At 49.9% G+C, this 24,617-nt stretch carries 20 protein-coding genes and 1 pseudogene; 8 read left to right on the top strand and 13 right to left on the bottom strand.

Going from position 1 to position 24,617, the window contains the following annotated elements; translation table 11 throughout:
- Positions 1 to 34: 34 nt before the first annotated feature.
- From ACLJXE_RS00535 to ACLJXE_RS00520, 4 genes are all read right to left on the bottom strand, one after another.
- A complete protein-coding gene (locus ACLJXE_RS00535; RefSeq protein ID WP_211924219.1) occupies positions 35 to 736 on the bottom strand; it encodes a DnaA inactivator Hda in 702 nt (233 codons plus the stop codon).
- 95 nt (positions 737 to 831) lie between these two features.
- Positions 832 to 2,121 (bottom strand): uracil permease, encoded by a 1,290-nt coding sequence (uraA, locus tag ACLJXE_RS00530; protein WP_003835107.1) that lies wholly within the window; start codon positions 2,119 to 2,121, stop codon positions 832 to 834.
- A 96-nt stretch (positions 2,122 to 2,217) separates the two neighbouring features.
- Complete coding sequence (gene upp, locus ACLJXE_RS00525; RefSeq protein ID WP_003835110.1) at positions 2,218 to 2,844, bottom strand: uracil phosphoribosyltransferase; 627 nt, start codon at positions 2,842 to 2,844, stop codon at positions 2,218 to 2,220.
- Between the two features lie 183 nt (positions 2,845 to 3,027).
- Positions 3,028 to 4,458: a 6-phospho-beta-glucosidase gene (locus ACLJXE_RS00520; RefSeq protein WP_410749811.1), complete on the bottom strand. Its 1,431-nt coding sequence runs from the start codon at positions 4,456 to 4,458 to the stop codon at positions 3,028 to 3,030.
- Between the two features lie 294 nt (positions 4,459 to 4,752).
- Here ACLJXE_RS00520 and purM point away from each other — a divergent pair, with 294 nt between their 5' ends.
- The 4 genes from purM to ppx all read left to right on the top strand — a co-directional run bounded on the left by purM (position 4,753) and on the right by ppx (position 10,255).
- On the top strand, positions 4,753 to 5,790 hold the full coding sequence (gene purM / locus ACLJXE_RS00515; RefSeq protein ID WP_286628914.1) for a phosphoribosylformylglycinamidine cyclo-ligase: 1,038 nt from the start codon (positions 4,753 to 4,755) through the stop codon (positions 5,788 to 5,790).
- Entirely contained in the window at positions 5,787 to 6,428 is a 642-nt protein-coding gene (gene purN / locus ACLJXE_RS00510; RefSeq protein WP_410749810.1) for a phosphoribosylglycinamide formyltransferase, read from the top strand. Before purM ends, purN begins: the two co-directional genes overlap by 4 nt.
- A gap of 214 nt (positions 6,429 to 6,642) precedes the next feature.
- Positions 6,643 to 8,709 carry a polyphosphate kinase 1 gene (ppk1, locus tag ACLJXE_RS00505; protein WP_286628911.1) on the top strand — a complete coding sequence of 689 codons (2,067 nt, stop codon included), beginning with the start codon at positions 6,643 to 6,645 and terminating at the stop codon, positions 8,707 to 8,709.
- Between the two features lie 4 nt (positions 8,710 to 8,713).
- On the top strand, positions 8,714 to 10,255 hold the full coding sequence (gene ppx, locus ACLJXE_RS00500; protein ID WP_271440151.1) for an exopolyphosphatase: 1,542 nt from the start codon (positions 8,714 to 8,716) through the stop codon (positions 10,253 to 10,255).
- Here the strand turns inward: ppx and ACLJXE_RS00495 are convergent.
- Positions 10,235 to 12,505, bottom strand: a complete 2,271-nt coding sequence (locus ACLJXE_RS00495) for an EAL domain-containing protein (RefSeq protein ID WP_410749809.1) — start codon at positions 12,503 to 12,505, stop codon at positions 10,235 to 10,237. The two genes, ppx and ACLJXE_RS00495, sit on opposite strands and share 21 nt — an antisense overlap.
- A gap of 365 nt (positions 12,506 to 12,870) precedes the next feature.
- On the opposite strand from ACLJXE_RS00495, the gene ACLJXE_RS00490 reads away from it, so the two are divergent.
- Positions 12,871 to 13,074, top strand: a complete 204-nt coding sequence (locus ACLJXE_RS00490) for a YfgG family protein (protein ID WP_410749808.1) — start codon at positions 12,871 to 12,873, stop codon at positions 13,072 to 13,074.
- Between the two features lie 537 nt (positions 13,075 to 13,611).
- Here ACLJXE_RS00490 and vapC read toward each other — a convergent pair.
- Positions 13,612 to 14,016 carry a type II toxin-antitoxin system tRNA(fMet)-specific endonuclease VapC gene (gene vapC, locus ACLJXE_RS00485; RefSeq protein WP_410749807.1) on the bottom strand — a complete coding sequence of 135 codons (405 nt, stop codon included), beginning with the start codon at positions 14,014 to 14,016 and terminating at the stop codon, positions 13,612 to 13,614.
- Entirely contained in the window at positions 14,016 to 14,246 is a 231-nt protein-coding gene (gene vapB, locus ACLJXE_RS00480; protein WP_004853165.1) for a type II toxin-antitoxin system VapB family antitoxin, read from the bottom strand. The genes vapC and vapB overlap by 1 nt, the downstream gene beginning before the upstream one ends.
- Before the next feature lie 121 nt (positions 14,247 to 14,367).
- Between vapB and ACLJXE_RS00475 the strand changes: the two are divergent.
- Positions 14,368 to 14,814: pseudogene (locus ACLJXE_RS00475) on the top strand (integrase domain-containing protein); the annotation flags it as partial.
- A 97-nt stretch (positions 14,815 to 14,911) separates the two neighbouring features.
- On the opposite strand, the gene ACLJXE_RS00470 reads toward ACLJXE_RS00475, so the two are convergent.
- Positions 14,912 to 15,202, bottom strand: coding sequence for a hypothetical protein (locus tag ACLJXE_RS00470; RefSeq protein WP_410749806.1), 291 nt, complete (start codon positions 15,200 to 15,202; stop codon positions 14,912 to 14,914).
- Between the two features lie 236 nt (positions 15,203 to 15,438).
- Between ACLJXE_RS00470 and ACLJXE_RS00465 the strand changes: the two genes are divergently transcribed.
- The gene (locus ACLJXE_RS00465) at positions 15,439 to 16,662 is read left to right on the top strand and encodes a hypothetical protein (RefSeq protein WP_410749805.1); all 1,224 of its coding nucleotides are present in this window, start codon (positions 15,439 to 15,441) and stop codon (positions 16,660 to 16,662) included.
- Between the two features lie 336 nt (positions 16,663 to 16,998).
- Here the strand turns inward: ACLJXE_RS00465 and guaA are convergent, their stop codons facing one another.
- Both guaA and guaB read right to left on the bottom strand, forming a co-directional pair.
- Positions 16,999 to 18,576 carry a glutamine-hydrolyzing GMP synthase gene (guaA, locus tag ACLJXE_RS00460; RefSeq protein WP_124021378.1) on the bottom strand — a complete coding sequence of 526 codons (1,578 nt, stop codon included), beginning with the start codon at positions 18,574 to 18,576 and terminating at the stop codon, positions 16,999 to 17,001.
- Positions 18,577 to 18,639: 63 nt separating this feature from the next.
- Positions 18,640 to 20,106, bottom strand: coding sequence for an IMP dehydrogenase (gene guaB / locus ACLJXE_RS00455; RefSeq protein ID WP_048210934.1), 1,467 nt, complete (start codon positions 20,104 to 20,106; stop codon positions 18,640 to 18,642).
- A gap of 160 nt (positions 20,107 to 20,266) precedes the next feature.
- On the opposite strand from guaB, the gene xseA reads away from it, so the two are divergent.
- Positions 20,267 to 21,640 carry an exodeoxyribonuclease VII large subunit gene (gene xseA / locus ACLJXE_RS00450; RefSeq protein WP_410749804.1) on the top strand — a complete coding sequence of 458 codons (1,374 nt, stop codon included), beginning with the start codon at positions 20,267 to 20,269 and terminating at the stop codon, positions 21,638 to 21,640.
- On the opposite strand, the gene ACLJXE_RS00445 is transcribed toward xseA, so the two are convergent.
- The 3 genes from ACLJXE_RS00445 to ACLJXE_RS00435 form a co-directional block, all read right to left on the bottom strand.
- Positions 21,637 to 21,852, bottom strand: a complete 216-nt coding sequence (locus ACLJXE_RS00445; RefSeq protein ID WP_410749803.1) for a zinc ribbon domain-containing protein — start codon at positions 21,850 to 21,852, stop codon at positions 21,637 to 21,639. The two genes, xseA and ACLJXE_RS00445, sit on opposite strands and share 4 nt — an antisense overlap.
- 51 nt (positions 21,853 to 21,903) lie before the next feature.
- Entirely contained in the window at positions 21,904 to 22,986 is a 1,083-nt protein-coding gene (locus tag ACLJXE_RS00440) for a Gfo/Idh/MocA family oxidoreductase (RefSeq protein WP_410749802.1), read from the bottom strand.
- 63 nt (positions 22,987 to 23,049) lie between these two features.
- Positions 23,050 to 24,591, bottom strand: a complete 1,542-nt coding sequence (locus tag ACLJXE_RS00435; protein ID WP_137384788.1) for a peptide MFS transporter — start codon at positions 24,589 to 24,591, stop codon at positions 23,050 to 23,052.
- Between the last annotated feature and the right edge of the window lie 26 nt (positions 24,592 to 24,617).

The following is a 24,617-nucleotide window of genomic DNA, read 5'->3' as shown; positions in this document are numbered from 1 at the left end:
TCTTAAGACTGCCGCAGTTTTTCGGCTGCGGCACTTACAGCTTCAAAATTTCTTTTACGAAGGGAATCGTCAGCTTACGCTGAGCGGTGATCGAAGCATGGTCCAGTTGATCCAGCGTCATAAACAGCGTACGCATCTCCCGATCCAGACGCTTAAGCAGGAAACGTCCTACATCTTCAGGCAGTTCGAACCCACGTAATCTGGCACGTAATTGCAAAGCCTGTAGCTTGTCTTCATCGGAAAGCGGCTGAAGCTTGTAGATTTGCCCCCAGTCCAGACGTGAGGCAAGGTCCGGCAGCCCCAAATTCAGCTGTCTCGGCGGACGGTCGCCGGTGATCAACAGGCGGGTTTTCCCTGATTCCAGGATGCGGTTGTAGAGATCAAAGATCGCCATTTCCCAAAGAGAATCTCCGGCGACACACTCGATATTATCGATGCATACCAGTGACAGATGCTCCATTCCGTCAAGCACCTCGGGTACGAACCAGGTTCGTTTATCGAGCGGCACATACCCTACCGCATCACCGCGTGCAGACAGTTCTGCACATGCCGCATGCAGCAAGTGACTACGGCCTGCGCCTTCACGCGACCAAAGATAAATGTACCCGCTATGTTCCTGACGCAGCACGTTTTGCAGTGCAGCCAGTAAAGAGGAGTTATCCCCCGGCCAGAAACTTGCGAAGGTTTCATCGTCAGGAAGATAAAGTGGCAGAGAGAGCTGTGCCGGTGTGTTCAGAGATACCTCAACCCAGGATTTCATAAAATCGAGATGAGTTTAACACAGAAATACGTCGTGATAGAACCGGGCAGCAGCGCTGCCCGGTCAGAGACTTACTGTTGCGGGCTATCCGCATCTTTAGCATCAAGAACCACTTCTTCCGGACGCAGCAGACTGATGACTTTGAAAATCAGGCTCAGGCAAACGCCGACGATGGTCGCCAGCGCCATACCTTTCAGTTCCGCAGCACCAATGTGAACCTTCGCGCCACTTACGCCGATGATCAAAATAACAGACGTCAGAATCAGGTTTTGCGCCTTGTTATAATCGACTTTTGATTCGATCAACACGCGAATACCGGAAGCGCCGATGACGCCGTACAGCAACAACGATACGCCCCCCATTACCGGCAGCGGGATAATCTGGATCGCAGCTGCCAGTTTACCTACACAGGAGAGCAGAATCGCAAAAATCGCCGCTCCGCCGATAACCCAGGTACTGTATACGCGAGTAATCGCCATAACACCGATGTTTTCACCGTAGGTGGTGTTAGGCGTCGAACCAAAGAAGCCGGAGATCACCGTCGACAGGCCGTTGGCGAACATCGAACGGTGCAGGCCAGGATCGCGAATCAAATCTTTCTTCACGATATTGGCCGTTACGACCAGGTGGCCTACGTGTTCGGCGATAACGACTAATGCCGCAGGCAGGATAGTCAGAATAGCAACCCACTCAAAGCGCGGTGTGTAGAACGTCGGCAGAGCAAACCAGTGAGCTTGCGCAATGGGTGTGGTGTCCACAACGCCCATCACAAAGGAAAGCGCGTAACCGGCCAGTACACCAATCAAAATCGGGATAATCGCCATAAAACCGCGGAACAGCACAGAGCCAAATACCGTTACGGCCAGCGTCACCATTGAGATGATGATGGTTTTCGAGTCTGGTAATTGCCCTTCAGCAGGCAACAATCCCGCCATGCCCGCAGCAACACCCGCCAGCTCCAGCCCGATGACGGCAACGATTGCGCCCATCGCGGCAGGCGGGAACATAACATCCAGCCAGCCAGTACCGGCTTTCTTCACAATGAAAGAAACCAGGCAGAACAGAACGCCGCACATAATAAAACCGCCCAGCGCCACTTCATATCCTAACGGTAGCAGCAACAGTACCGGGGAGATAAACGCAAAGCTCGAACCCAGATAGGCTGGAATTTTACCTTTGCAAATGAAGAGATACAGCAACGTACCAATGCCGTTAAACAGCAGGACGGTAGCCGGGTTGATATGAAACAGGACTGGCACCAGAACCGTTGCACCAAACATGGCGAACAGGTGCTGCAAACTAAGCGGGATTGTCTGTAAAAGCGGCGGTCTTTCGCTCACCCCGATAGCACGGCGCGTCATAGTGTTTTCCTCTGAGTATTGTGTGTTAGTAGCGATTGGGTTGTTTTATTCAAAAAAAAGCCGACTCTTAAAGTCGGCTTCTTTTTATTTATTCATTTACTTGGTACCAAAAATCTTATCGCCGGCATCGCCGAGTCCCGGAATAATGTATCCATGCTCGTTCAGCCCCTGATCGATAGATGCGGTGTACAGCTCAACATCCGGGTGTGCTTTTTCCAGTGCCGCGATACCTTCTGGTGCCGCAACCAGGACCAGTACTTTAATGCTGGTGCAGCCTGCATTCTTCAGCAGGTCGATGGTCGCGATAACGGAACCACCGGTTGCCAGCATCGGGTCAACGATCAGCGCCATGCGCTCATCAATATTAGATACCAGCTTCTGGAAGTATGGAACCGGCTCCAGGGTTTCTTCGTTACGGTACATACCCACAACGCTGATACGCGCGCTCGGAACGTTCTCCAGTACGCCTTCCATCATACCCAGGCCCGCACGCAGGATGGGTACAACGGTGATTTTTTTACCTTTGATTTGGTCTACTTCAACCGGGCCGTTCCAACCTTCAATGGTCACCTTTTCGGTTTCCAGACCTGCAGTTGCTTCATAAGTCAGCAGACTGCCAACTTCCGAGGCGAGTTCACGAAAGCGTTTAGTGCTGATGTCGTTTTCACGCATCAGTCCCAGCTTGTGTTTGACGAGTGGGTGTTTGACTTCCACGATCTTCATACTCTTCTCCTTTCCTCAGACGAGTGGCAACCACAAAAAAAATCGCCGGATTATACCGCTTTTCGTCTCTGGCGCAACACTGGATACGCTTGATATGGATCAACCAAAGTCATTTACGTCTGGAAGATGAGTATAAAACAAGCCCCGTAATATGGGCGGGGCTTAATATCAATACACTGAATTTTATAGAGATTCAGCGTTACTCCGGATAACATTTTGATACCATGAAAAAGATTTCTTAGGAGACCGTGCTAATGTCCCACTGCCGTCATTATTTTTGTCGACATAAATAAATCCATAGCGTTTTTTCATTTCGCCGGTTCCCGCTGACACTAAATCAATGCAGCCCCACGGTGTGTAGCCCATCAGATCCACGCCATCTTCCACCACTGCTTTTTTCATCTCACGAATATGGGCTGCCAGGTAGTCAATGCGGTACTGATCGTTCACCGTGCCGTCACTTTCCTGTACATCAATCGCGCCAAACCCGTTTTCAACAATAAACAGCGGGAGCTGATAATGATCCCAGAACCAGTTCAGCGAATAGCGCAGACCAACCGGATCAATCTGCCAGCCCCAGTCTGATTTCTGCACATACGGATTGGGCACCAGACTTTTCGATTCGTCGTAATCCAACTGCGGGTTATCTGCCGTTGCCTGAGTCGCGAAGGACATATAGTAGCTAAAACCGATATAGTCGACGCAGCCCTGAGCCAGTATTTGTCGGTCTTCTTCAGTAATATCGAGTTCGAAGCCGCGACGCGCAAAGTAGTTCAACAGATGCTGCGGATACTTGCCCCGTACGTGAACGTCGGTAAACCAGTATCGACGGTGCATCGCGTTCATCGCCATCATCATATCGTCTGGCGCACAGGTCAGTGGATAAACAGGACACATAGCGATCATGCACCCAACCTGCAATGCCGGGTTGATTTCACGTGCAACCTTTACTGCCAGCGCGCTCGCCACCAGTTCATAGTGTGCAGCCTGATACATGACCGGTTCGCGGTCTTCACCCGGCTGATACTTAAGGCCGGAGTTGGTAAACGGCGCGAAATCTTCATGGAAGTTAGCCTGGTTGTTGATTTCATTAAACGTCATCCAGTACTTCACTTTACGCTGGTAGCGCGTGAAAACCACCCCGGCAAAACGGACAAAGAAATCAATCAGTTTACGATTGCGCCATCCGCCATATTCCGTCACCAGGTGATAAGGCATCTCGAAATGCGACAGTGTAATCACCGGTTCAATCCCATACTTCAGGCATTCATCAAAGAGATCGTCGTAGAATTGCAATCCGGCTTCATTGGGCAGTGCTTCATCACCTTGCGGGAAAATACGCGTCCATGCAATGGAGGTACGAAAGCACGTAAAGCCCATTTCGGCAAACAGCTTAATATCATCTTGATAGCGATGATAAAAATCGATGGCCTCGTGGTTAGGGTAATTTTTGCCTGCAATCACGCCGTCGGTAATTTCACGCGCTACCCCATGGGCCCCAGCCGTCATCACATCGGCAACGCTAATCCCTTTACCGCCCTCCTGCCAGCCGCCTTCCAGTTGATGAGCAGCCACAGCGCCGCCCCACATAAAATCTGCTTTAAACCCAGGCATACGTTTCCCCTCTCGTGATTGCACTGTTCAAACACACCTGATGTGGTTCGCAACAGAAAACAGAAACCGGTTTCAGTACGATACTGTGCATTCAGCAGGCAGGTTTCAAGCACAAGACTGAACCCGGTTTCATTTTCGTGGCGCAGTTCAAACAAATGGATAAACGACTGGAAAATGCTGAAATACTCAGCAGATAAACGTCAATGCAAAGCAGGCTCGCAAACGTTTGCTTTCCCTGTTAGAATTGCGCCGAATTTAACTTTTACTGCAAGTAAACACGTGGGGAACCAGGCAGTGACCGATAAAACCTCTCTTAGCTACAAAGATGCCGGTGTTGATATTGACGCAGGTAATGCTCTGGTTGATCGAATCAAAGGCGTAGTAAAGAAAACTCGTCGCCCGGAAGTGATGGGTGGTCTGGGTGGCTTCGGTGCGCTGTGCGCATTGCCGCAAAAATATCGTGAACCTGTACTGGTTTCCGGCACTGATGGCGTAGGGACAAAACTGCGTCTGGCGATGGATCTGAAACGCCACGATACCATCGGCATTGATCTGGTGGCGATGTGTGTAAACGACCTCGTGGTTCAGGGCGCTGAACCGCTGTTTTTCCTCGACTACTATGCAACGGGTAAACTGGATGTGGACACCGCAGCCAGCGTAATCAACGGCATTGCCGAAGGTTGCCTACAGTCTGGTTGTGCATTGGTTGGTGGTGAAACGGCTGAAATGCCTGGGATGTATCACGGTGAAGATTATGACGTGGCAGGTTTCTGTGTCGGCGTCGTTGAAAAATCAGAGATTATCGACGGTTCAAAAGTGGCTGATGGCGATGTGCTGATTGCACTCGGCTCCAGTGGCCCACACTCCAATGGTTATTCCCTGGTGCGTAAGATCGTTGAAGTCAGCGGCTGCGACCCGGAAACAACCGAACTGGATGGTAAATCACTGGCCGATCACCTGCTGGCACCGACGCGCATTTATGTGAAATCCATTCTGGAACTGATCGAGAAGGTTGATGTGCACGCTATCGCGCACCTGACCGGCGGGGGTTTCTGGGAAAATATTCCGCGCGTACTGCCAGACAATACTCAGGCCGTCATCGACGAATCCTCATGGCAGTGGCCGGCCGTCTTCAACTGGCTGCAAACTGCGGGTAACGTTAGTCAGCACGAGATGTACCGCACCTTCAACTGTGGGGTCGGCATGGTCATTGCTCTGCCGGAATCCGAAGTAGAAAGTGCGCTCGCTCTGCTGAATGCAAAAGGTGAAAACGCCTGGAAAATCGGTATCATCAAAGCGTCTGATTCCGAACAGCGTGTGGTCATTGAATGAAAAACATTGTGGTGCTCATTTCCGGCAACGGAAGCAATTTGCAGGCAATAATCGATGCCTGCAAACAGAAAAAAATCAGTGGCACCATACGTGCAGTATTCAGCAACAAGGCCGATGCGTTCGGCCTTGTTCGTGCACGAGAGGAAAATATTCCGGCACATTCCCTGGAAGCAAGCCACTTTGCCAGCCGCGAAGCATTCGACCGCCAGCTAATACAAGAGATTGACGCCTGGGCGCCCGATGTCGTCGTGCTGGCCGGCTATATGCGCATCCTCAGCCCGGCGTTTGTCGCTCACTATTCTGAACGACTGCTGAATATCCATCCCTCTTTATTACCCAAGTATCCAGGCCTGCATACCCATCGTCAGGTGCTGGAAAATGGGGATGAAGAACACGGAACCTCAGTCCATTTCGTCACTGATGAACTGGACGGTGGACCGGTTATTCTTCAGGCCAAAGTTCCGGTATTTGAAGGCGACAGCGAAGATGATATTACTGCCCGGGTTCAGGCGCAGGAACATACCATTTACCCACTGGTGGTAAGCTGGTTTATTGATGGTCGCCTGAAGATGCGTGATAACGCTGCATGGCTGGATGGCATCCGCTTACCGCCAAAAGGCTATGCGGCCGACGAATAATAAAATTCAACCTGTAAGCCGAATGTCACCATCCGGCTTACAGGCATAACTACCTTTTCCGGTTAATACCACCGGTATTCATCTACGCTCCCCCTTTCTCTTTGCTATCAGACGGTTTATTGTCATATTTTTCTGGCACAGTTGGACATCTGAGAGCAATGCTCGCCATAATAAATCGGTAGTGTCCCGTGAATGAAACGGAGTAAAAGTGGTAATGGGTCAGGAAAAGCTATACATCGAGAAAGAACTCAGTTGGTTAGCGTTCAACGAACGTGTACTCCAGGAAGCTGCTGATAAATCAAACCCGTTGATCGAACGGATGCGTTTCTTAGGCATCTATTCCAATAACCTCGACGAGTTTTATAAGGTGCGTTTTGCCGAACTGAAGCGCCGGATCATTATTAGCGAAGAACAGGGTTCAAACTCTCACTCCCGCCATCTGTTAGGCAAAATCCAGGCCCGCGTATTAAAAGCCGATCAGGAATTTGACGGTCTTTACAACGAGTTGCTGCTGGAGATGGCGCGCAATCAGATTTTCTTAATCAACGAACGCCAGCTATCGGTCAATCAGCAAAGCTGGTTGCGTCATTACTTCAAGCAATATCTTCGCCAGCACATCACGCCGATCCTGATTAACCGCGAGACGGATTTAGTCCAGTTTTTGAAAGATGACTACACCTATCTGGCGGTAGAGATTATCCGTGGTGATACGATCCGCTACGCGCTGCTGGAAATCCCTTCCGATAAGGTTCCCCGTTTTGTGAATTTGCCGCCGGAGACCCCGCGCCGTCGCAAGCCGATGATCCTGTTGGACAACATTTTACGTTATTGCCTTGACGATATTTTCAAAGGGTTCTTTGATTACGATGCGCTGAATGCCTATTCGATGAAAATGACCCGCGACGCCGAGTACGATTTGGTGCATGAGATGGAATCGAGCCTGATGGAGCTCATGTCTTCCAGCCTGAAGCAACGTCTGACCGCGGAGCCTGTACGTTTTGTTTATCAGCGCGATATGCCCAATGCGCTGGTTGAAGTACTGCGTGAAAAGCTGACGATCTCTCGCTACGACTCCATTGTCCCCGGCGGGCGTTATCATAACTTCAAAGACTTTATTAATTTCCCCAACGTTGGCAAAGCTAACCTGGTGAACAAACCCTTGCCGCGTCTGCGCCATATCTGGTTCGATAACGAGAAGTTTCGCAACGGCTTTGATGCCGTACGTGAACGCGATGTGTTACTTTATTATCCGTATCACACCTTTGAACACGTTCTTGAACTGCTGCGCCAGGCCTCATTCGACCCGAGCGTGCTGGCGATAAAAATTAACATCTACCGTGTGGCAAAAGATTCGCGCATCATCGACTCGATGATCCATGCCGCGCATAACGGTAAAAAAGTAACCGTGGTGGTGGAACTGCAGGCGCGCTTCGATGAAGAGGCCAATATTCATTGGGCTAAACGCCTTACCGAAGCGGGGGTCCACGTCATCTTCTCCGCGCCAGGGCTGAAAATTCACGCCAAGCTGTTCCTGATTTCGCGTAAAGAAGGTGATGACGTCGTGCGCTATGCACATATCGGCACCGGGAACTTCAACGAAAAAACAGCGCGTCTGTATACCGACTACTCGTTGCTGACTGCCGATTCGCGCATTACCAACGAAGTCCGTCGGGTGTTTAACTTCATCGAAAACCCGTATCGCCCGGTAACGTTCGATTATCTGCTGGTTTCCCCGCAAAACTCACGGCGCCTGCTGTACAGCATGATTGACAAAGAGATCGCTAATGCACAGCAAGGGCTGCCTTCTGGCATTACCCTGAAGCTGAATAATCTGGTCGATAAAGGGCTGGTTGACCGCCTGTATGCGGCTTCAGGTTCAGGTGTCCCCGTTAATTTATTGATCCGCGGTATGTGCTCACTGATCCCGAATTTGGAAGGCATCAGTGATAATATTCGCGTTATCAGCATTGTTGACCGCTATCTCGAACACGACCGGGTCTATATCTTTGAGAACGGGGGCGATAAGCAGGTGTATCTCTCCTCTGCTGACTGGATGACAAGAAACATCGATTATCGTATCGAAGTTGCCACACCGCTTCTTGACCCGCGCCTTAAGCAGCGCGTGCTGGATATTATCGATATCCTGTTCAGCGACACGGTGAAAGCCCGCTTTATTGATAAAGAACTGAGTAATCGCTACGTACCGCGCGGAAACCGTCGTAAGGTTCAGTCACAATTAGCGATTTACGACTACATCAAATCACTCGAGCAACCTGACTAACTCTATGCCAATACACGACAAGTCTCCACGACCGCAGGAATTTGCTGCGGTCGACCTTGGTTCAAACAGTTTCCATATGGTCATTGCCCGCGTGGTCGATGGCGCAATGCAAATTATCGGGCGACTGAAACAACGCGTACATCTGGCGGACGGCCTTGGCGCGGACAACAAGCTAAGCGAAGAAGCGATGGAACGCGGCTTAAGCTGTCTGTCACTTTTCGCTGAACGTCTGCAGGGATTTCCTCCCTCCAGCGTCTGCATCGTGGGAACCCATACTTTGCGCCAGGCGCTAAATGCGACTGATTTTCTTAAGCGAGCAGAAAAGGTCATCCCCTACCCGATCGAAATAATTTCCGGTAACGAAGAAGCCCGACTGATTTTTATGGGCGTGGAACATACACAGCCAGAAAAGGGCCGTAAGCTGGTTATCGACATCGGTGGTGGTTCGACAGAGCTGGTGATCGGTGAAGATTTCGAGCCTAAACTGGTCGAAAGTCGCCGTATGGGTTGCGTCAGTTTTGCCCAGATGTACTTTCCGGGTGGTGCGATCAGCCGGGAAAACTTCCAGCGCGCCCGTATGGCGGCAGCGCAAAAGCTGGAAACGCTCACCTGGCAATTTCGAATTCAGGGCTGGAATGTAGCACTGGGAGCTTCAGGCACCATCAAAGCAGCGCATGAAGTGCTGCTGGAAATGGGTGAGAAAGATGGTTTTATCACCCCTGAACGTCTGGACAAGCTGACAACTGAAGTCCTGAAGCATGCTTCCTTTGAGGCACTCAGCATGCCGGGGCTGTCAGAAGAACGAAAGGCGGTTTTTGTTCCCGGTCTGGCAATACTGTGCGGCGTTTTTGATGCCCTCGCTATTCGTGAACTCCGACTTTCCGATGGCGCGTTGCGTGAAGGCGTACTGTATGAAATGGAAGGCCGTTTTCGCCACCAGGATGTTCGTAGCCGTACCGCCAGTAGTCTGGCAAACCAGTACAATATCGACAGCGAACAAGCCCGACGCGTACTGGAAACTACCATGCAGATGTACGATCAGTGGCATGCGCAGCAACCTAAACTGGCAAACCCGCAACTGGAAGCATTGCTCCGGTGGGCGGCTATGCTGCATGAAGTCGGGCTGAACATCAACCACAGCGGACTGCATCGCCACTCGGCTTATATTCTGCAAAACAGCGACCTGCCAGGTTTCAACCAGGAGCAACAGCTGATGATGGCGACCCTGGTTCGCTATCATCGTAAAGCGGTTAAGCTGGATGATTTGCCCCGCTTTACGTTGTTCAAGAAAAAGCAGTTCCTGCCGCTAATTCAGCTGTTGCGACTTGGGGTATTGCTCAACAACCAGCGCCAGGCAACCACTACACCGCCGACGCTCACGTTGATTACCGACGATAACCACTGGACGCTACGCTTCCCGCACGACTGGTTTAGCCAGAACGCGCTGGTGCTGCTCGATCTGGAAAAAGAACAGCAATACTGGGAGGCTGTCACAGGCTGGCGCCTTAAAATTGAGGAAGAAAACTCACCCGATATCGCTGCGTGAGTGATCGGCAGGTGCCAGCGTGGCTGGCACCTGTTCTTCCAGAGTTTGATGCAGCGGCCGCGGCTCACCGATCAGATAGCCTTGCAAATAATCAATCCCCAGAGAAATCACCGCACTACGTATTTCTTCGCTTTCGACATACTCCGCCACCACCAACATTTTTTTCATCCGCGCCAGGTGACAAATCGAGGCCACGATTTGGTAGTCGAGACTATTTGAGACAATGTTACGGATAAAGCTTCCGTCAATCTTCAGGATGTCAGCGCTCACATTTTTCAACCGTGCATAGCTGGCATAGCCGGTACCAAAATCATCGATCGCGATCTGACAGCCCAGTACTTGCAGTTGCAGCAATGTTGCCTGGGCCTGCTCCGCATTGGTTAACGCATTGCTCTCTGTAACCTCAAAGATCAATTGCCATGCTTCAACCTGATATTTCACCAACAACTGACTGATTTCTTGAGGAAACCTGGCTCGACATACAGACGTGGGCGATAAATTGATCGCAAAACGATGAGCGGGCATTTTCTCCCGACTCTGCGCCATAAATTTCAGCGTATTTTCAATGACCCACAGATCAATGCTGGATGACAACCCAAACTCATGGGCTACCGGTAAGAAATTATCAGGCGCAATCGTTTCACCTTCATCGCCCTGAAGACGCAGCAGGATTTCATGATAAACATCGCCCCGCACGCCAAAAATCGGCTGTGCCATCAGGAAGAAGCGATCATGCTCCAGCGCCTGCTGTAAACGGTTCATCATCGCCACTTTATCTTTCAGATCCCGCTGCAGGTGCATTACGCCACGTCGCTGCAAACTCTCCGGCATATTGGTTGCCAGCGAGAGCTCGGCGATGGTGCTTAACTCCCCCAGTAACAGATAGATGTGGTTAACAGGTGAGCGAACATAGCAAAAACTGATCCCAACCTGCGGTTGTAGGGACAGACCATCCCAGACAAAACGAAACTGCCTGATATGTTTGTCCAGCGCTTCAATACGCTGCTGATGCGACTCAGTATTAAAACGCAGAATTAAATCATTACCGGATAGTTGAAAAACATATTCGTCTTGTTCCAGCAACGGCGCTATCCAATGAGAAAGTTTTTGCTTGTACTGGATACGCAGCATAATACCGTAGTTTTTCACCAACAGTTCCATGCCCGGTATACGCAGAAAACAGAGCACTGACCATGGCGCTTTTTTCAGCGTTAGGTTCAATGCCCGCAGGTTTGGCAAATGCACCATCGGATCAAAATATGCCAGACGATGTGTGCGTCGGGTGACAAATCGCTGACGCGTTGCCAGCACGGCAATGTAATTTACGATGAAAGAAAAAACGAGGTAACTCGAAGAAGTAATTGCAAGTTGTATATCGTAACCCGAATACCAGGGCATATAGCGCTGATAATAATGAATGGCAGTTATCAACACGACTGTCCATATCATTGAAATAAATCTATAACCGTAACGCATTGCGCCCCATAACATGAGGGGCAGTAACAGAGACAAGGTATAATTTGTGCTGAATATCGAACTCTGTTCATTTAACGGCATACACAGCAAAGCCATCAATAAAGTCAATATTATCAACCAGACAGCAAATTCTGTTCGCGTGACTTTAGTGTCAAACTGCTGCTTTAATTGTGAAAAATAGCCCCGTATATGCAACGGGTTTCGAATGGTTCGGATTATAAAATAGCACAGAGGAATACCCACAAGGTTTCCTACCAGCATAGCCTGGTAGTTGATCAACGTTCCTGTATTAAAGGGCATAACGCCCACCATACCTGATTTGCTCTCGTATACGCCAACAAACGCAGCGAACTGGAAAAGGATCAGGAATAGCGTTGCCGGACAGAAAACCTGCCAAAACATTCGCTGAAACATCAGATGGGAGTCGCCATGAGCCACGTTGTTTCGCCGGGGAGCAAAAACTTTATATCCGCCCCAACTAAGCACCATTGTAACTATAAAGTGCGTAATAATTGACAGCGTTTCAAATAACCCAACCTGCGGATATTTGTACCAACCGATAGCAATGATTATTCCTGGCAGTGCCGCCCAACTAAAAAACAACATCAGGCTAATCGTCAGCGCTAAAGGCATGTAGAAAAGGATGACAGTACCGGTACTAATATGCGCGTAGGTATTGGCAGTGCTTAATAACGGCAACAGTAAAGATGGTAAGATGAGGGGCAGCGCCCACCATTTATCTCTAATACTTATATAGTTTTTATTGAGTTTCATAGATGCTCAGTAGAATCCCTCACGTCATGCAGGGGTATTTTCTGTGAAGGACATTAAGACAGGCATCCCACCTGACTTTAAAACGATGATGTAATACACATCACAATGACTCATTGATTTTAGTTACGGATAACCGATGAGGTTTGATATATGTCAAAAAAAACATCCACCATTAATCAATTATTACTTTTTTCTTTATTTATGATCGTTTATTCATTATTAATGCAAATAATAAAATTATCTTTCATAACATAAGAAGATAAAACAACTGATGCAGTTTTACATAATGATGAATTGACCATTCCCTCTTAGTGTGCCTTAATGTAAGCATCGCCCATCGTTGGGCACACTTAAAGGAACCCTTTGTGAGCCAGGTTACCAGCCTACGAAAACGACACCGATTTAACAGTCGCATGATCCGGATCGTACTGCTTATCAGCTTTCTCTTCTTCTTTGGACGCTTCGTCTACTCTGCTATCGGTGCGTGGCACCACCACCAGGACAAGAAAGAATCCCAGCAGACCACCCTGCCGCAACAGACTTCCCCTGCACAAACTGACCAACGCTGATCGCTCGTATCTGTGATATCCCAGTCTTAAGATTCCTTACCGGATGGCTAATCACCTGACTTTTAACCATCCGGTAAGGGATTTGAGTCCCTTCATCACACTATTTTTATAACCCAGCATATTGCCCCTGGCAAATCATGTTTTTTGGACATAAAAAAACGAACAAAGCACAGATAACCGCTAATAAATACCATTAATTAATATAAATAGTCCGTGCATTTATATTTAATATGTTATTTAAAACTTATATGAGCCTTTTACCGTTTTATATTCAGCAGGGTCTTATATTTTTTCTAATGTTCATTCTGCCCGGAGCCCCCCTGCTGCTGGCCGGATACAGCTACCTCATTACGGCCGTGGGTAAAGAGGCACAGTAGTCGCTGTTAGAACCCGGCCATCTCATCTGGAGAGCGACAAACCTGAAAATGTTTAAGTAAACGGCGCAGAGAATTTCTCTGCGCCAGTATTCTGAATACTGAGCCAGATAAGTTATTAACAATCCTATCAACCCCTGACATTGCCTTTAAACTAAATGGATTAGCTGATACTCCAGTCCTCCAGACGTAATCCATTAATACGTTCGAACTCACGAGTATTGTTCGTCACCAGAATTAAACCGAGTGCGCGGGCGTGGGCCGCAATCATGCTGTCATACGGGCCAACGGGTGTACCTGCTCTTGCCAGTTCTGCCCGGATTTGCCCTGTCTGTACCGCCGCGTCGATACCATAATTCAGCACCTCCAGCCGGGCGATAAATCCTTCAACCACGCGCAGGTTTTTCTCCGGGCTGGCGGACTTTTCCGCGCCGTAAATCAGTTCCATCAGCGTGACTGAACTGATACACATCCGCCCATAATGCTGATTAAATGCCTCACGGACTGCCTGAGGTTTATTTTTGATCGTATAGATACAGATATTGGTATCCAGCATGAATTTGAGCATCAGAACCCTTCCCTGTCCTGGTCACCGGGCTGCTCACGGGCGGCCATAAAGTCAGACGTCACGCTCTCACCATCAAACCAGCTGTCCCAGCTTTCGCCTGCGGGAGTAATAATGCGCGTTCGCCCTACCGCAACGATATCCACGTGTTTGACATCCTCCGGTAAAGCCACCGCTTTTGGCAGTCGCACCGCCTGGCTACGGTTGCTTTTGAATACGGTTGTCTTTTCCATTCTCGCCTCCGGCGGTGAAGTTTTGTACATATTGTCAGCATAAGGTAATTATGGGATATGTCAACGGGATATACACAAGAAGGAAATACCGTGGCAGTACTTCCACAGGTAGCGCTCTACCGACGCAGGCCTCGCGGCCAGCCTGCAACTGGCGCAGGTGATGTGCCTGCGTGGACAGGAAACGGTACAGTGCTGTCAGTCGCTGAAAACCTGGGATAAACAGCTGGAAAAAGGGGATGAACGTCTGTCAGTGATCTTCGGCACCAAAGGTGAGCGACCGCGCATGACGCAGGTGATTGACAGGGAAGCGCTTCGCCTGGCGGTGAAAGAGGCGCTGAATATTGCCGGGGAGCGTGACGGGCATCTGATTGACAAGCCGGATCTGAAATCCGCGATGGACTACTGGCACAACCATCTTCGCGATGCCGGGCTGACGGGAGAATACTCCCCTCACTCCCTACGCTATGCCAGGGCACAGGACGCGATCCGCTATTATGAGGAGCAGGGGTTAAGCCACAAAGAGGCACTGGCGGTGTCTTCAACGGATCTGGGGCATGGGGATGGATGAGGGAAGTATATTGAGCAAGTTTATGGCAAAATTAATTAGCCTGATATCCATCATAAAAGCAATATAAATAACAACATAACTTCTCGTAGCAATCACTCTAAATGCTAGTATTTTCTCTTTGTGCAATACCAGATAATTGCAGATATTGCAAAACTAAAGCAACAGAGATTCCAAAAGAAATAAAAGGTGCTATAACTTTATTCATTCCATTTACCATCAAATTGAAAATAAACGCACAGGCATAAAAACCGTTCATCAGCCTATCTGGAATGCCGTACATCTGCTTACGCGTTGCATTAGTTGAAAACAAATCCTCTAAAAACTGTTCGCGATTCTCTTCGGGAATTTTGTCGAGAATTTCCCCCATAAAAATATCATGGCCATCCATAATTTAATTCATTTTATTTTAAATGATGAATACATTGCAGTTAAAACACACGGTAATTATCGCTATTTTCATTCATGAAATATATAAATAAATATTTAAAAAAGCGCTTGCTACCGCTGTCATCTGAGATGGCTAATCGTTAGCAGGAGCACTTTTTGAAAGTCATGCTATGTAATATACGCCATGATATCTCCTGAATATAGTTCTTTACATGTACAAAAAAGAGGAAAAGCACAATGCACATGAATAAAATCACAGGTAACGTATTTAGTACTATAAACCGACTAGAATCAAACGTATTTAGTACTATAAACCGACTAGAATCATTTGCTAGCGAAAAGAAACATTCTCTTGGTGAACGCATTCATAATATCGCAAATCGGGCACATATAAAGCATGAGATAAAACTAGAGATTAAGTCCACTTTAAAGGACATAAAAGGATTCAAAAAATTTAATGAACAACAACCCACAACAAAGCTAACCGTATTTATTAACACAGCGGATTTAAATATTCTCAATAATAGAATAGAAGCTATAAATGATAAAATCATCAGTTTTAATGGTGACAATCCTAATAAAAATGCACCTATGAAAAAAGAACTTAGTCGTATCAACAGTTACTATTCCGATCTAAAAACAGAACACAGGAGTAGACAGCAAGTTATAATCGGCATACAAATCAAAGAAATACAAAATTTTCTTGAGCAGAAACCTGAGCCGGGAATGGACTCAAATATGCACAAGTTGTGTTCAAAAATATGTACGTCAATTAATAATAAAGAAGATTGCGACAGTTTTCTCCGTAGCGATAGCAAAAATATTGAGATGACTGTATCAAGACTTAAAGTGGATTTACAAAAGCCAGAGTTAACACACTCTGATATCAACACTGTAGGACTATATACCTTATATTTTATGAGAGAACATGGGCCTAAAATTCCCCCTGAGAAATTTCTCGCCATAATGACTAATGATAATAAGGCCAACCGAGATAAGGTTCTGGACAAAGTGATCAGCGACTGGAAAGATACTCTTAGCCCTGAAAATAAAGCCGCATTTCAGGAAATCAGCGACATGTTCAGACATGTAATGACTATAGACAACAATTGTCCAGCTGGTGCTGATACCTACGCCTTTCAGCCAGGGAATTACCTGCAAACTACACCTAATGCATGGGGTTTATATTCGCAGCAGGGAAATGAGGGGCTACGGGGCAATGCTGGTGACGATTATAGAAAAGACCAGCAAGCTTTGGGTTTAGCATTTATAAATCATTTCTCGCCTGTATCTACTAACGTAAACGCACCAGCAGAGTCAGCACAAACACAGGCAGAACCCGCCCAAACACCAGCACAACCTTCATCACAACCTTCACAACCTTCACAACCTTCACAACCTTCACAACAAACGGCAGACAAGGCGTTGCAAGGAGATGATCTCTGGCAAACAGAAGACTAAATATCACGTAACAAGCGTTCAAAGCATATCTCGGGCCACATCGTGGCCCTTTTTATATTCTACACAATCTCATACGCGGACATATTGTACGGGTAATACAGCCAACCAGCATGCTTTGAAGCACGCAAGCCGCACACCCTTCGTGAGATGTAGGCAACGCGCGCGACATTATGTTGGTAGCGGGCTGTTTATGCTATGAGCAAAGGGAAAGCATTGAATTACAGGCCAGGTTAAGACCAGCCGTATAATTCTTATGCATAAATAAAAACCCCCTGTAAAAACAGAGGGTTGATTGCAGTTTTACCTGTTCATGAAAACTCAGGAAGGGTTATCGGCTTATTCCCACTCAATGGTTGCTGGCGGCTTACCGCTGATGTCATACACCACGCGGGAGATACCGTTCACTTCATTGATGATGCGGTTAGACACACGGCCCAGGAAGTCATACGGCAGGTGCGCCCAGTGCGCGGTCATAAAGTCGATGGTTTCAACCGCACGCAGGGAAACCACCCAGTCGTACTTACGGCCATCACCCATTACGCCAACGGAACGAACCGGCAGGAACACGGTGAATGCCTGGCTCACTTTGTTGTACAGGTCAGCTTTGTGCAGCTCTTCAATGAAGATAGCGTCCGCACGACGCAGCAGGTCGCAGTACTCTTTCTTCACTTCGCCCAGCACACGTACGCCCAGACCGGGTCCCGGGAACGGGTGACGGTACAGCATGTCGTATGGCAGACCCAGTTCCAGACCAATTTTACGCACTTCGTCTTTGAACAGCTCACGCAGCGGTTCAACAAGCCCCATCTTCATCTCTTTCGGCAGGCCGCCGACGTTGTGGTGAGATTTGATGACGTGGGCTTTACCGGTTGCCGAAGCCGCAGATTCGATCACGTCCGGGTAGATAGTGCCCTGCGCCAGCCATTTAACGTCTTCCAGTTTCAGTGCTTCTTCATCGAACACTTCAACGAACACACGACCGATGATTTTACGCTTGGCTTCCGGATCGTTCTCGCCTTTCAGCGCATCCAGGAAACGCTGCTCGCCTTCGACATGAACAATGTTCAGACCGAAATGGTCACCGAACATATCCATCACTTGCTGGGCTTCGTTCAGACGCAGCAGACCGTTATCCACGAAGACGCAGGTCAGGTTTTTGCCAATGGCGCGGTGCAGCAGCATGGCGGTAACGGAGGAGTCAACGCCACCGGACAGACCGAGGATCACTTTGTCATTACCAACCTGCTCACGAATACGTGCCACGGCGTCGTCGATGATTTTTTCCGGCGTCCACAGCGCTTCACACTGGCAGATGTCACGCACAAAGCGCTCCAGCATACGCATACCCTGACGGGTATGGGTCACTTCCGGATGGAACTGTACACCGTAGAAGCGTTTTTCTTCATGCGCCATGATGGCGAACGGGCAACTGTCGGTGCTGGCAACGGTAACAAAACCTTCCGGGATAGCAGTCACTTTATCGCCGTGGCTCATCCATACGTCCAGCAGAGGTTTGCCTTCTGCAGTCAGGGAGTCTTCGATACCACGGATCAGCGCGCTATCGGTCTGGACCTCAACCTGTGCATAACCGAACTCACGCTCGTTAGAACCTTCAACATGTCCACCCAGTTGCATTGCCATGGTCTGCATGCCATAGCACACGCCAAAGACCGGCACGCCAGCATTGAACACGTACTCTGGTGCACGTGGGCTGTTTGCTTCGGTGGTACTTTCCGGACCACCGGAAAGAATAATACCGCTTGGGTTGAATTCGCGAATTTGTGCTTCCGTAACATCCCATGCCCACAGCTCACAGTAGACGCCCAGTTCACGTACGCGACGTGCAACCAGCTGAGTGTACTGCGATCCGAAATCGAGGATGAGAATGCGATGTTTATGAATATTGTCTGTCATTGACGCTAATTCCGAGGCAAGTGAAACAAATTCGCCCGGCATAGAGCCGGGCGCGGAAACTTATCAGGAGCCCATGCGGTAGTTAGGGGACTCTTTGGTGATGGTCACATCGTGAACGTGACTTTCCTGAATACCCGCACCACTGATACGGACAAATTCAGCCTGAGTACGCAGCGCGTCGATAGTACCACAGCCGGTCAGACCCATACAGGAGCGCAGGCCGCCCATCTGCTGGTGAATGATCTCTTTCAGGCGACCTTTATACGCCACACGGCCTTCGATACCTTCCGGAACCAGTTTGTCAGCAGCGTTATCGCTCTGGAAATAACGGTCAGAAGAACCTTTGGACATCGCACCCAGGGACCCCATACCACGGTAAGACTTGTAAGAACGCCCCTGGTACAGTTCGATTTCTCCCGGAGACTCTTCGGTACCTGCCAGCATAGAACCCACCATGACAGCAGCAGCACCTGCAGCAATCGCTTTAGCAATGTCGCCAGAGAAACGAATACCGCCGTCGGCGATAACCGGAATGCCTGTCCCTTCCAGTGCTGCAACCGCATCAGAAACGGCGGTAATCTGCGGAACGCCCACACCGGTAACGATACGGGTAGTACAGATGGAGCCAGGACCGATACCGACTTTAACTGCGCTACAGCCTGCTTCAGCCAGAGCGCGCGCACCGGCACCCGTCGCAACGTTGCCGCCGATGATCTGCAGATCCGGGTATTTTGCACGTGTTTCGCGGATACGCTGCAGAACACCTTCAGAGTGGCCATGAGAGGAGTCGATCAGCAGAACGTCAACACCGGCGGCAACCAGCGCATCAACACGCTCTTCATTTCCTGCGCCGGCACCAACCGCAGCACCCACGCGCAGACGACCATGCTCATCTTTACAGGCGTTAGGTTTACGTTCTGCTTTCTGGAAATCTTTTACGGTGATCATGCCGAGAAGATGGAAGCTGTCATCAACGACCAGCGCTTTCTCAACACGTTTTTCGTGCATTTTTGCAAACACAACATCACGCGCTTCACCTTCACGTACAGTGACCAGACGCTCTTTCGGCGTCATGTAAACGCTAACCGGCTGGCTGAGGTCGGTAACAAAGCGTACGTCACGACCAGTGATGATACCGACCAGTTCGTTGTCTTCCGTTACAACCGGGTAGCCTGCAAAGCCATTACGCTCGGTCAGTTCTTTCACTTCACGCAGCGTGGTGGTTGGCAGTACGGTCTGAGGGTCAGTCACCACGCCAGATTCGTGTTTTTTCACACGTTTAACTTCTTCGGCCTGGCGCTCGATGGACATGTTTTTGTGGATAAAACCGATGCCGCCTTCCTGAGCCAGGGCAATTGCCAGGCGTGCTTCCGTCACGGTGTCCATTGCCGCAGAGAGCATAGGAATGTTCAGGCGAATGGTTTTCGTCAACTGCGTGCTGAGGTCAGCTGTATTCGGCAGAACGGTAGAATGAGCGGGAACGAGGAGGACGTCGTCAAACGTCAGGGCTTCTTTAGCGATACGTAGCATGGGCAATATCTCACCTGGGAGGTTATTAAATATTGCCGCGGCATTATACAGAGCGTAACCGATTGCATCCACACTTTTTTGCAAAAAAACCTTGCGCTCCTCTGTGAGCATGTTACTTTCGATTGAATAACCTGCTGATTTAGAATTTGATCCCGCTCACATGTTATCCTCTCAGACCACCTCAATTTTTACCGTAAGCCGCCTGAATCAGACGGTACGTCTGCTGCTTGAGCAGGAGATGGGACAAGTCTGGATCAGCGGTGAAATCTCGAATTTCACTCAGCCCTCGTCCGGACACTGGTACTTCACCTTAAAAGACGATACCGCTCAGGTACGCTGCGCGATGTTTCGCAACAGCAACCGTCGTGTGACGTTTCGTCCCCAGCACGGACAACAAGTGCTGGTGCGCGCCAATATTACGCTGTATGAACCGCGCGGTGACTACCAGATTATCGTTGAGAGCATGCAGCCTGCGGGTGAAGGTTTGCTGCAGCAGAAATACGAACAACTCAAAGCGAAGCTACAAGCTGAAGGATTGTTTGATCAGCAGTTCAAGAAATCACTGCCCTCACCGGCCCACTGCGTCGGGGTGATCACCTCAAAAACCGGCGCTGCGCTGCACGATATTCTCCACGTACTGAAGCGTCGTGACCCTTCCCTGCCCGTGATAATTTACCCAACCGCCGTGCAGGGTGATGATGCACCAGCCCAGATCGTACGTGCCATTGAACTGGCTAACGCACGTCAGGAGTGCGATGTTTTAATCGTCGGGCGTGGCGGCGGTTCACTGGAAGATTTGTGGAGCTTTAACGACGAACGCGTGGCGCGCGCGATTTTTGCCAGTGCAATTCCCGTGGTCAGCGCCGTCGGACATGAAACCGACGTGACCATCGCTGATTTTGTTGGCGACCTGCGCGCACCAACGCCGTCTGCGGCAGCCGAAATTGTCAGCCGCAATCAACAGGAGTTGTTACGTCAGATTCAGTCTGTACAGCAACGCCTGGGAATGGCGATGGATTACTATCTTGCCAACCGTACCCGTCGCTTTACTCAGATCCATCATCGCTTGCAACAACAGCACCCTCAGTTGCGTCTGGCACGCCAGCAGACCTCACTTGAGCGTCTGCGTCAGCGGATGAACTTCGCACTGGATAATCAACTAAAACGCTCGGCGTCACGTCAGTTGCGTATTACCCAACGATTGAACCAGCAAAACCCACAGCCTCGAATTTATCGTGGCCAGACGCGTATTCAGCAACTGGAACATCGTCTGGCACAGAACATTCGTACACGGCTGAGCGAGCAACGTGAACGCTTCGGTAATACGGTAACGCATCTGGAAGCTGTCAGCCCGTTAGCTACGCTGGCGCGCGGCTATAGTGTCACTACCGCGACGGACGGCAACGTGCTGAAGCAGACCAAACAAGTGAAGGCTGGTGATGTGCTCACGACCCGACTGTCAGATGGCTGGGTCGTGAGTGAAGTAAAAGGCATAACGGCGGCAAAGAAAACGCGTAAGAAAAAGCCGGATTAAACCGGCGCAAACGCCACGCGTTTCTTCGAAATCAGCCCATGGCCATTCTGACAGAAGTAATCCACCGCTCCGCAGGCTTTTAATACCTGGAGCGGTTGATGGCACTCCGGACAGCGCGCTTCTAACGGAATATCTTTATTACAGCGCTCACAGTGTGCCACACCGTTTTGTGGCTCCAGTTGAGCATGACAATCCGGGCAGTTAATCGACATGGTGACTCCTTACAGGGAATGCATTATTGCTTTGATATTAACATGATACACTTAATGTGGCCCACGCAACTGTTGCTGTAACGTTAGCAAGTACTCGACTTCGTCAAGCCTGCGTAGTGTCTTGCGTCCCACCTCCTGTGGGCTGCGTTCAAACAGGCTTTGCCCCCCCAGAATGTACTCTGCCAGACAGTGAGCATAAATCGTACCGGGAAGCCTCCAGCGACGCACAGCATCACCGTCAATCAATTCAAGCACATCCCCGGTGCCGCGCCGGTCATGGCTGATGATACGACCATCGCTCAGATACAGGCGCAGGCCTTTTTGTCCGCCAGTTGGACCCGCGTATTTATTCAGCCAGATATCCAGCGGTATACCGCTAATCTGTCCCTGTAAATGCGCCTCTCCTTCCGCCGTGATCAGGTCCCCCTGAGCGATATCTCGTCCCAGACGGTCTTTAGCGCGCTTCACCTGCAAAGTCATACTGTCATTGCCGCCCAGGTAACGTACCGTTTCACGCAACATTGCCAGCACGTGCGTACCAATGTCCAGAATCACGCCATCCGGATGGCGAAGCTCGCGCGTATCCGGCTCACCGGTGGCAAAGTTGAGCGCGATAGGTTCCCCGGCGGTGTTAAACCCGCTTGGCTCCTGCAAGAATCCTTCAATTTTAACAATGTCCGAAAAGTGGGAAACCAGTGCCGGTTGTGGGTTATCGCCCTGCCACTGCGCCCCGAGTTTCCCCAATGCCAGTTGCAGTGCGCCAGTACGCGCCATCCAATGGTCTAGCGCCAGTACGCGATCAGCGACACCGGGTTGAACCAGCAGCATTTTCAGTTTTTCAATTTGGGAAAGCGTGGCGACAATCGGTTTTTCGACCACGATTCGTGCGATGGGAGCGGCCAGCGCCTGTTCCAGCACCTCAAGATGGTGCAGGGATGCGGTGGTGATAAACAGGGTATCAAGCGGTTTTAAAAGAAGCTCAGCGAGCGATGCGCAGCGTGTCACGCCAGCCGGCTGTTTTGCGGGTTGCACATCAAATCCCACACAGCGGAGTGAATCACCGAACATGTGACGTAGTGCGGGCAGGTATGCCGTTTCAACCACTGCGCCAAGCCCCACAAACCCTAACAGCATACTCTTACCTCGTTGATTGAATTGCCGGAGCAGAATGCCCGCCCCGGCAATGTCGAGGTGTTATCAGGCGCTGGTAACCGGTTTAGTCTGCGCATTCTCCAGCATACGGCGTATCGGAACAATGAGGACTACCAGTACCGCAGCACAGATTATCAACGCGATGGAGCAACGCGCAAACAGATCCGGCAGCATATCCAGCTGATCGGCCTTCACGTGACCACCAATCAGGCCCGCCGCCAGGTTACCCAGCGCACTGGCACAGAACCACAGTCCCATCATCTGACCGCGCATTCTTTCCGGCGCCAGCAGCGTCATTGTCGCCAGGCCAATCGGACTCAGGCACAGTTCACCCAGTGTCAGCATCAGGATGCTGCCCACCAGCCAGAAAGGCGAAACGCCTGCACCGCCATTATTCAGCACGTTTTGTGCTGCCAGCATCATCAGGCCAAAACCCGCTGCGGCACACAGAATACCGATAACAAATTTAGTGATACTGCTCGGGCGAATGTTCATGCTGGCAAGCTTCGGCCACGCCCAGCTAAAGACCGGGGCCAGCAGGATGATAAACAGCGCGTTAATCGACTGGAACCAGACAGCCGGGATTTCAAAATCGCCGATCATACGGTTAGTGTAGTCGTTAGCGAACAGGTTAAACGACGTTGGCTTTTGCTCAAATGCCGACCAGAAGAAGGCGGCGGAAACCAGCAGAATAAAGCAGACCAACAATCTGGCGCGCTCTTTACGGTTCAGGCCAGCAAAGACAAACAGGTAGATGAAGTAGAGGGCCACGGATGCCGCAATCACATACACCAACACGCTGGCTACCGCGACCGGGTTAATCACAATCACACCTTGAGCTATCAGGGTAACAATGACAGCCACACCTACCGCCAGCGCCAACAACCACGTGCCTACGCCCTTTCTTTTAACTACCGGGCTGTTCCAGGTAGAGTCCAGCCCGACTTCGCTGTCGTAGCGTTTCATCGCCGGAACAGCAAACACGCGGAAGATAATCAACGCAACCAGCATCCCGATGCCACCAATACCAAAGCCCCAATGCCAGCCATGAGATTTAATCAGCCACCCGGAGATCAACGGCGCAATGAAGGAGCCCATATTGATACCCATGTAGAACAGCGAGAAACCGCCATCACGACGCGCATCGCCTTTTTTATACAGCGTCCCAACCATTACCGAAATACAGGTCTTGAACAGACCTGAGCCGAGCACGATAAACATCAGGCCGATAAAGAACAGGTTGTCACCCATGATGGCAGAGAGCGCAATCGATAGATGGCCGAGGGCAATCAGGATAGATCCATACCAGACCGCTCTTTGCTGACCAAGCCAGTTATCCGCCAGCCAGCCGCCCGGCAGTGCGGCAAGATACATGGTACCGGCAAAGATACCGACAATCGCCGACGCATTTTCACGCGCCAGCCCCATACCGCCGTCATAAACAGTAGCAGCCATAAACAGGATCAGTAACGGGCGAATGCCATAAAACGAAAAACGCTCCCACATCTCAGTGAAAAACAATGAGCCGAGCGGATAAGGATGACCGAAGAACGTTCGGCTTTCTTTTTGATTAACAGAGGATTGCATAATTCTCCCGAAAAATATGTCGTGTG

Source organism: Citrobacter sp. U14242, from assembly GCF_046555775.1.
Classification (GTDB): domain Bacteria; phylum Pseudomonadota; class Gammaproteobacteria; order Enterobacterales; family Enterobacteriaceae; genus Citrobacter.
The sequence above is the reverse complement of the archived record's forward strand: the minus strand, read 5'-3'. Positions and strand labels throughout refer to the sequence as shown.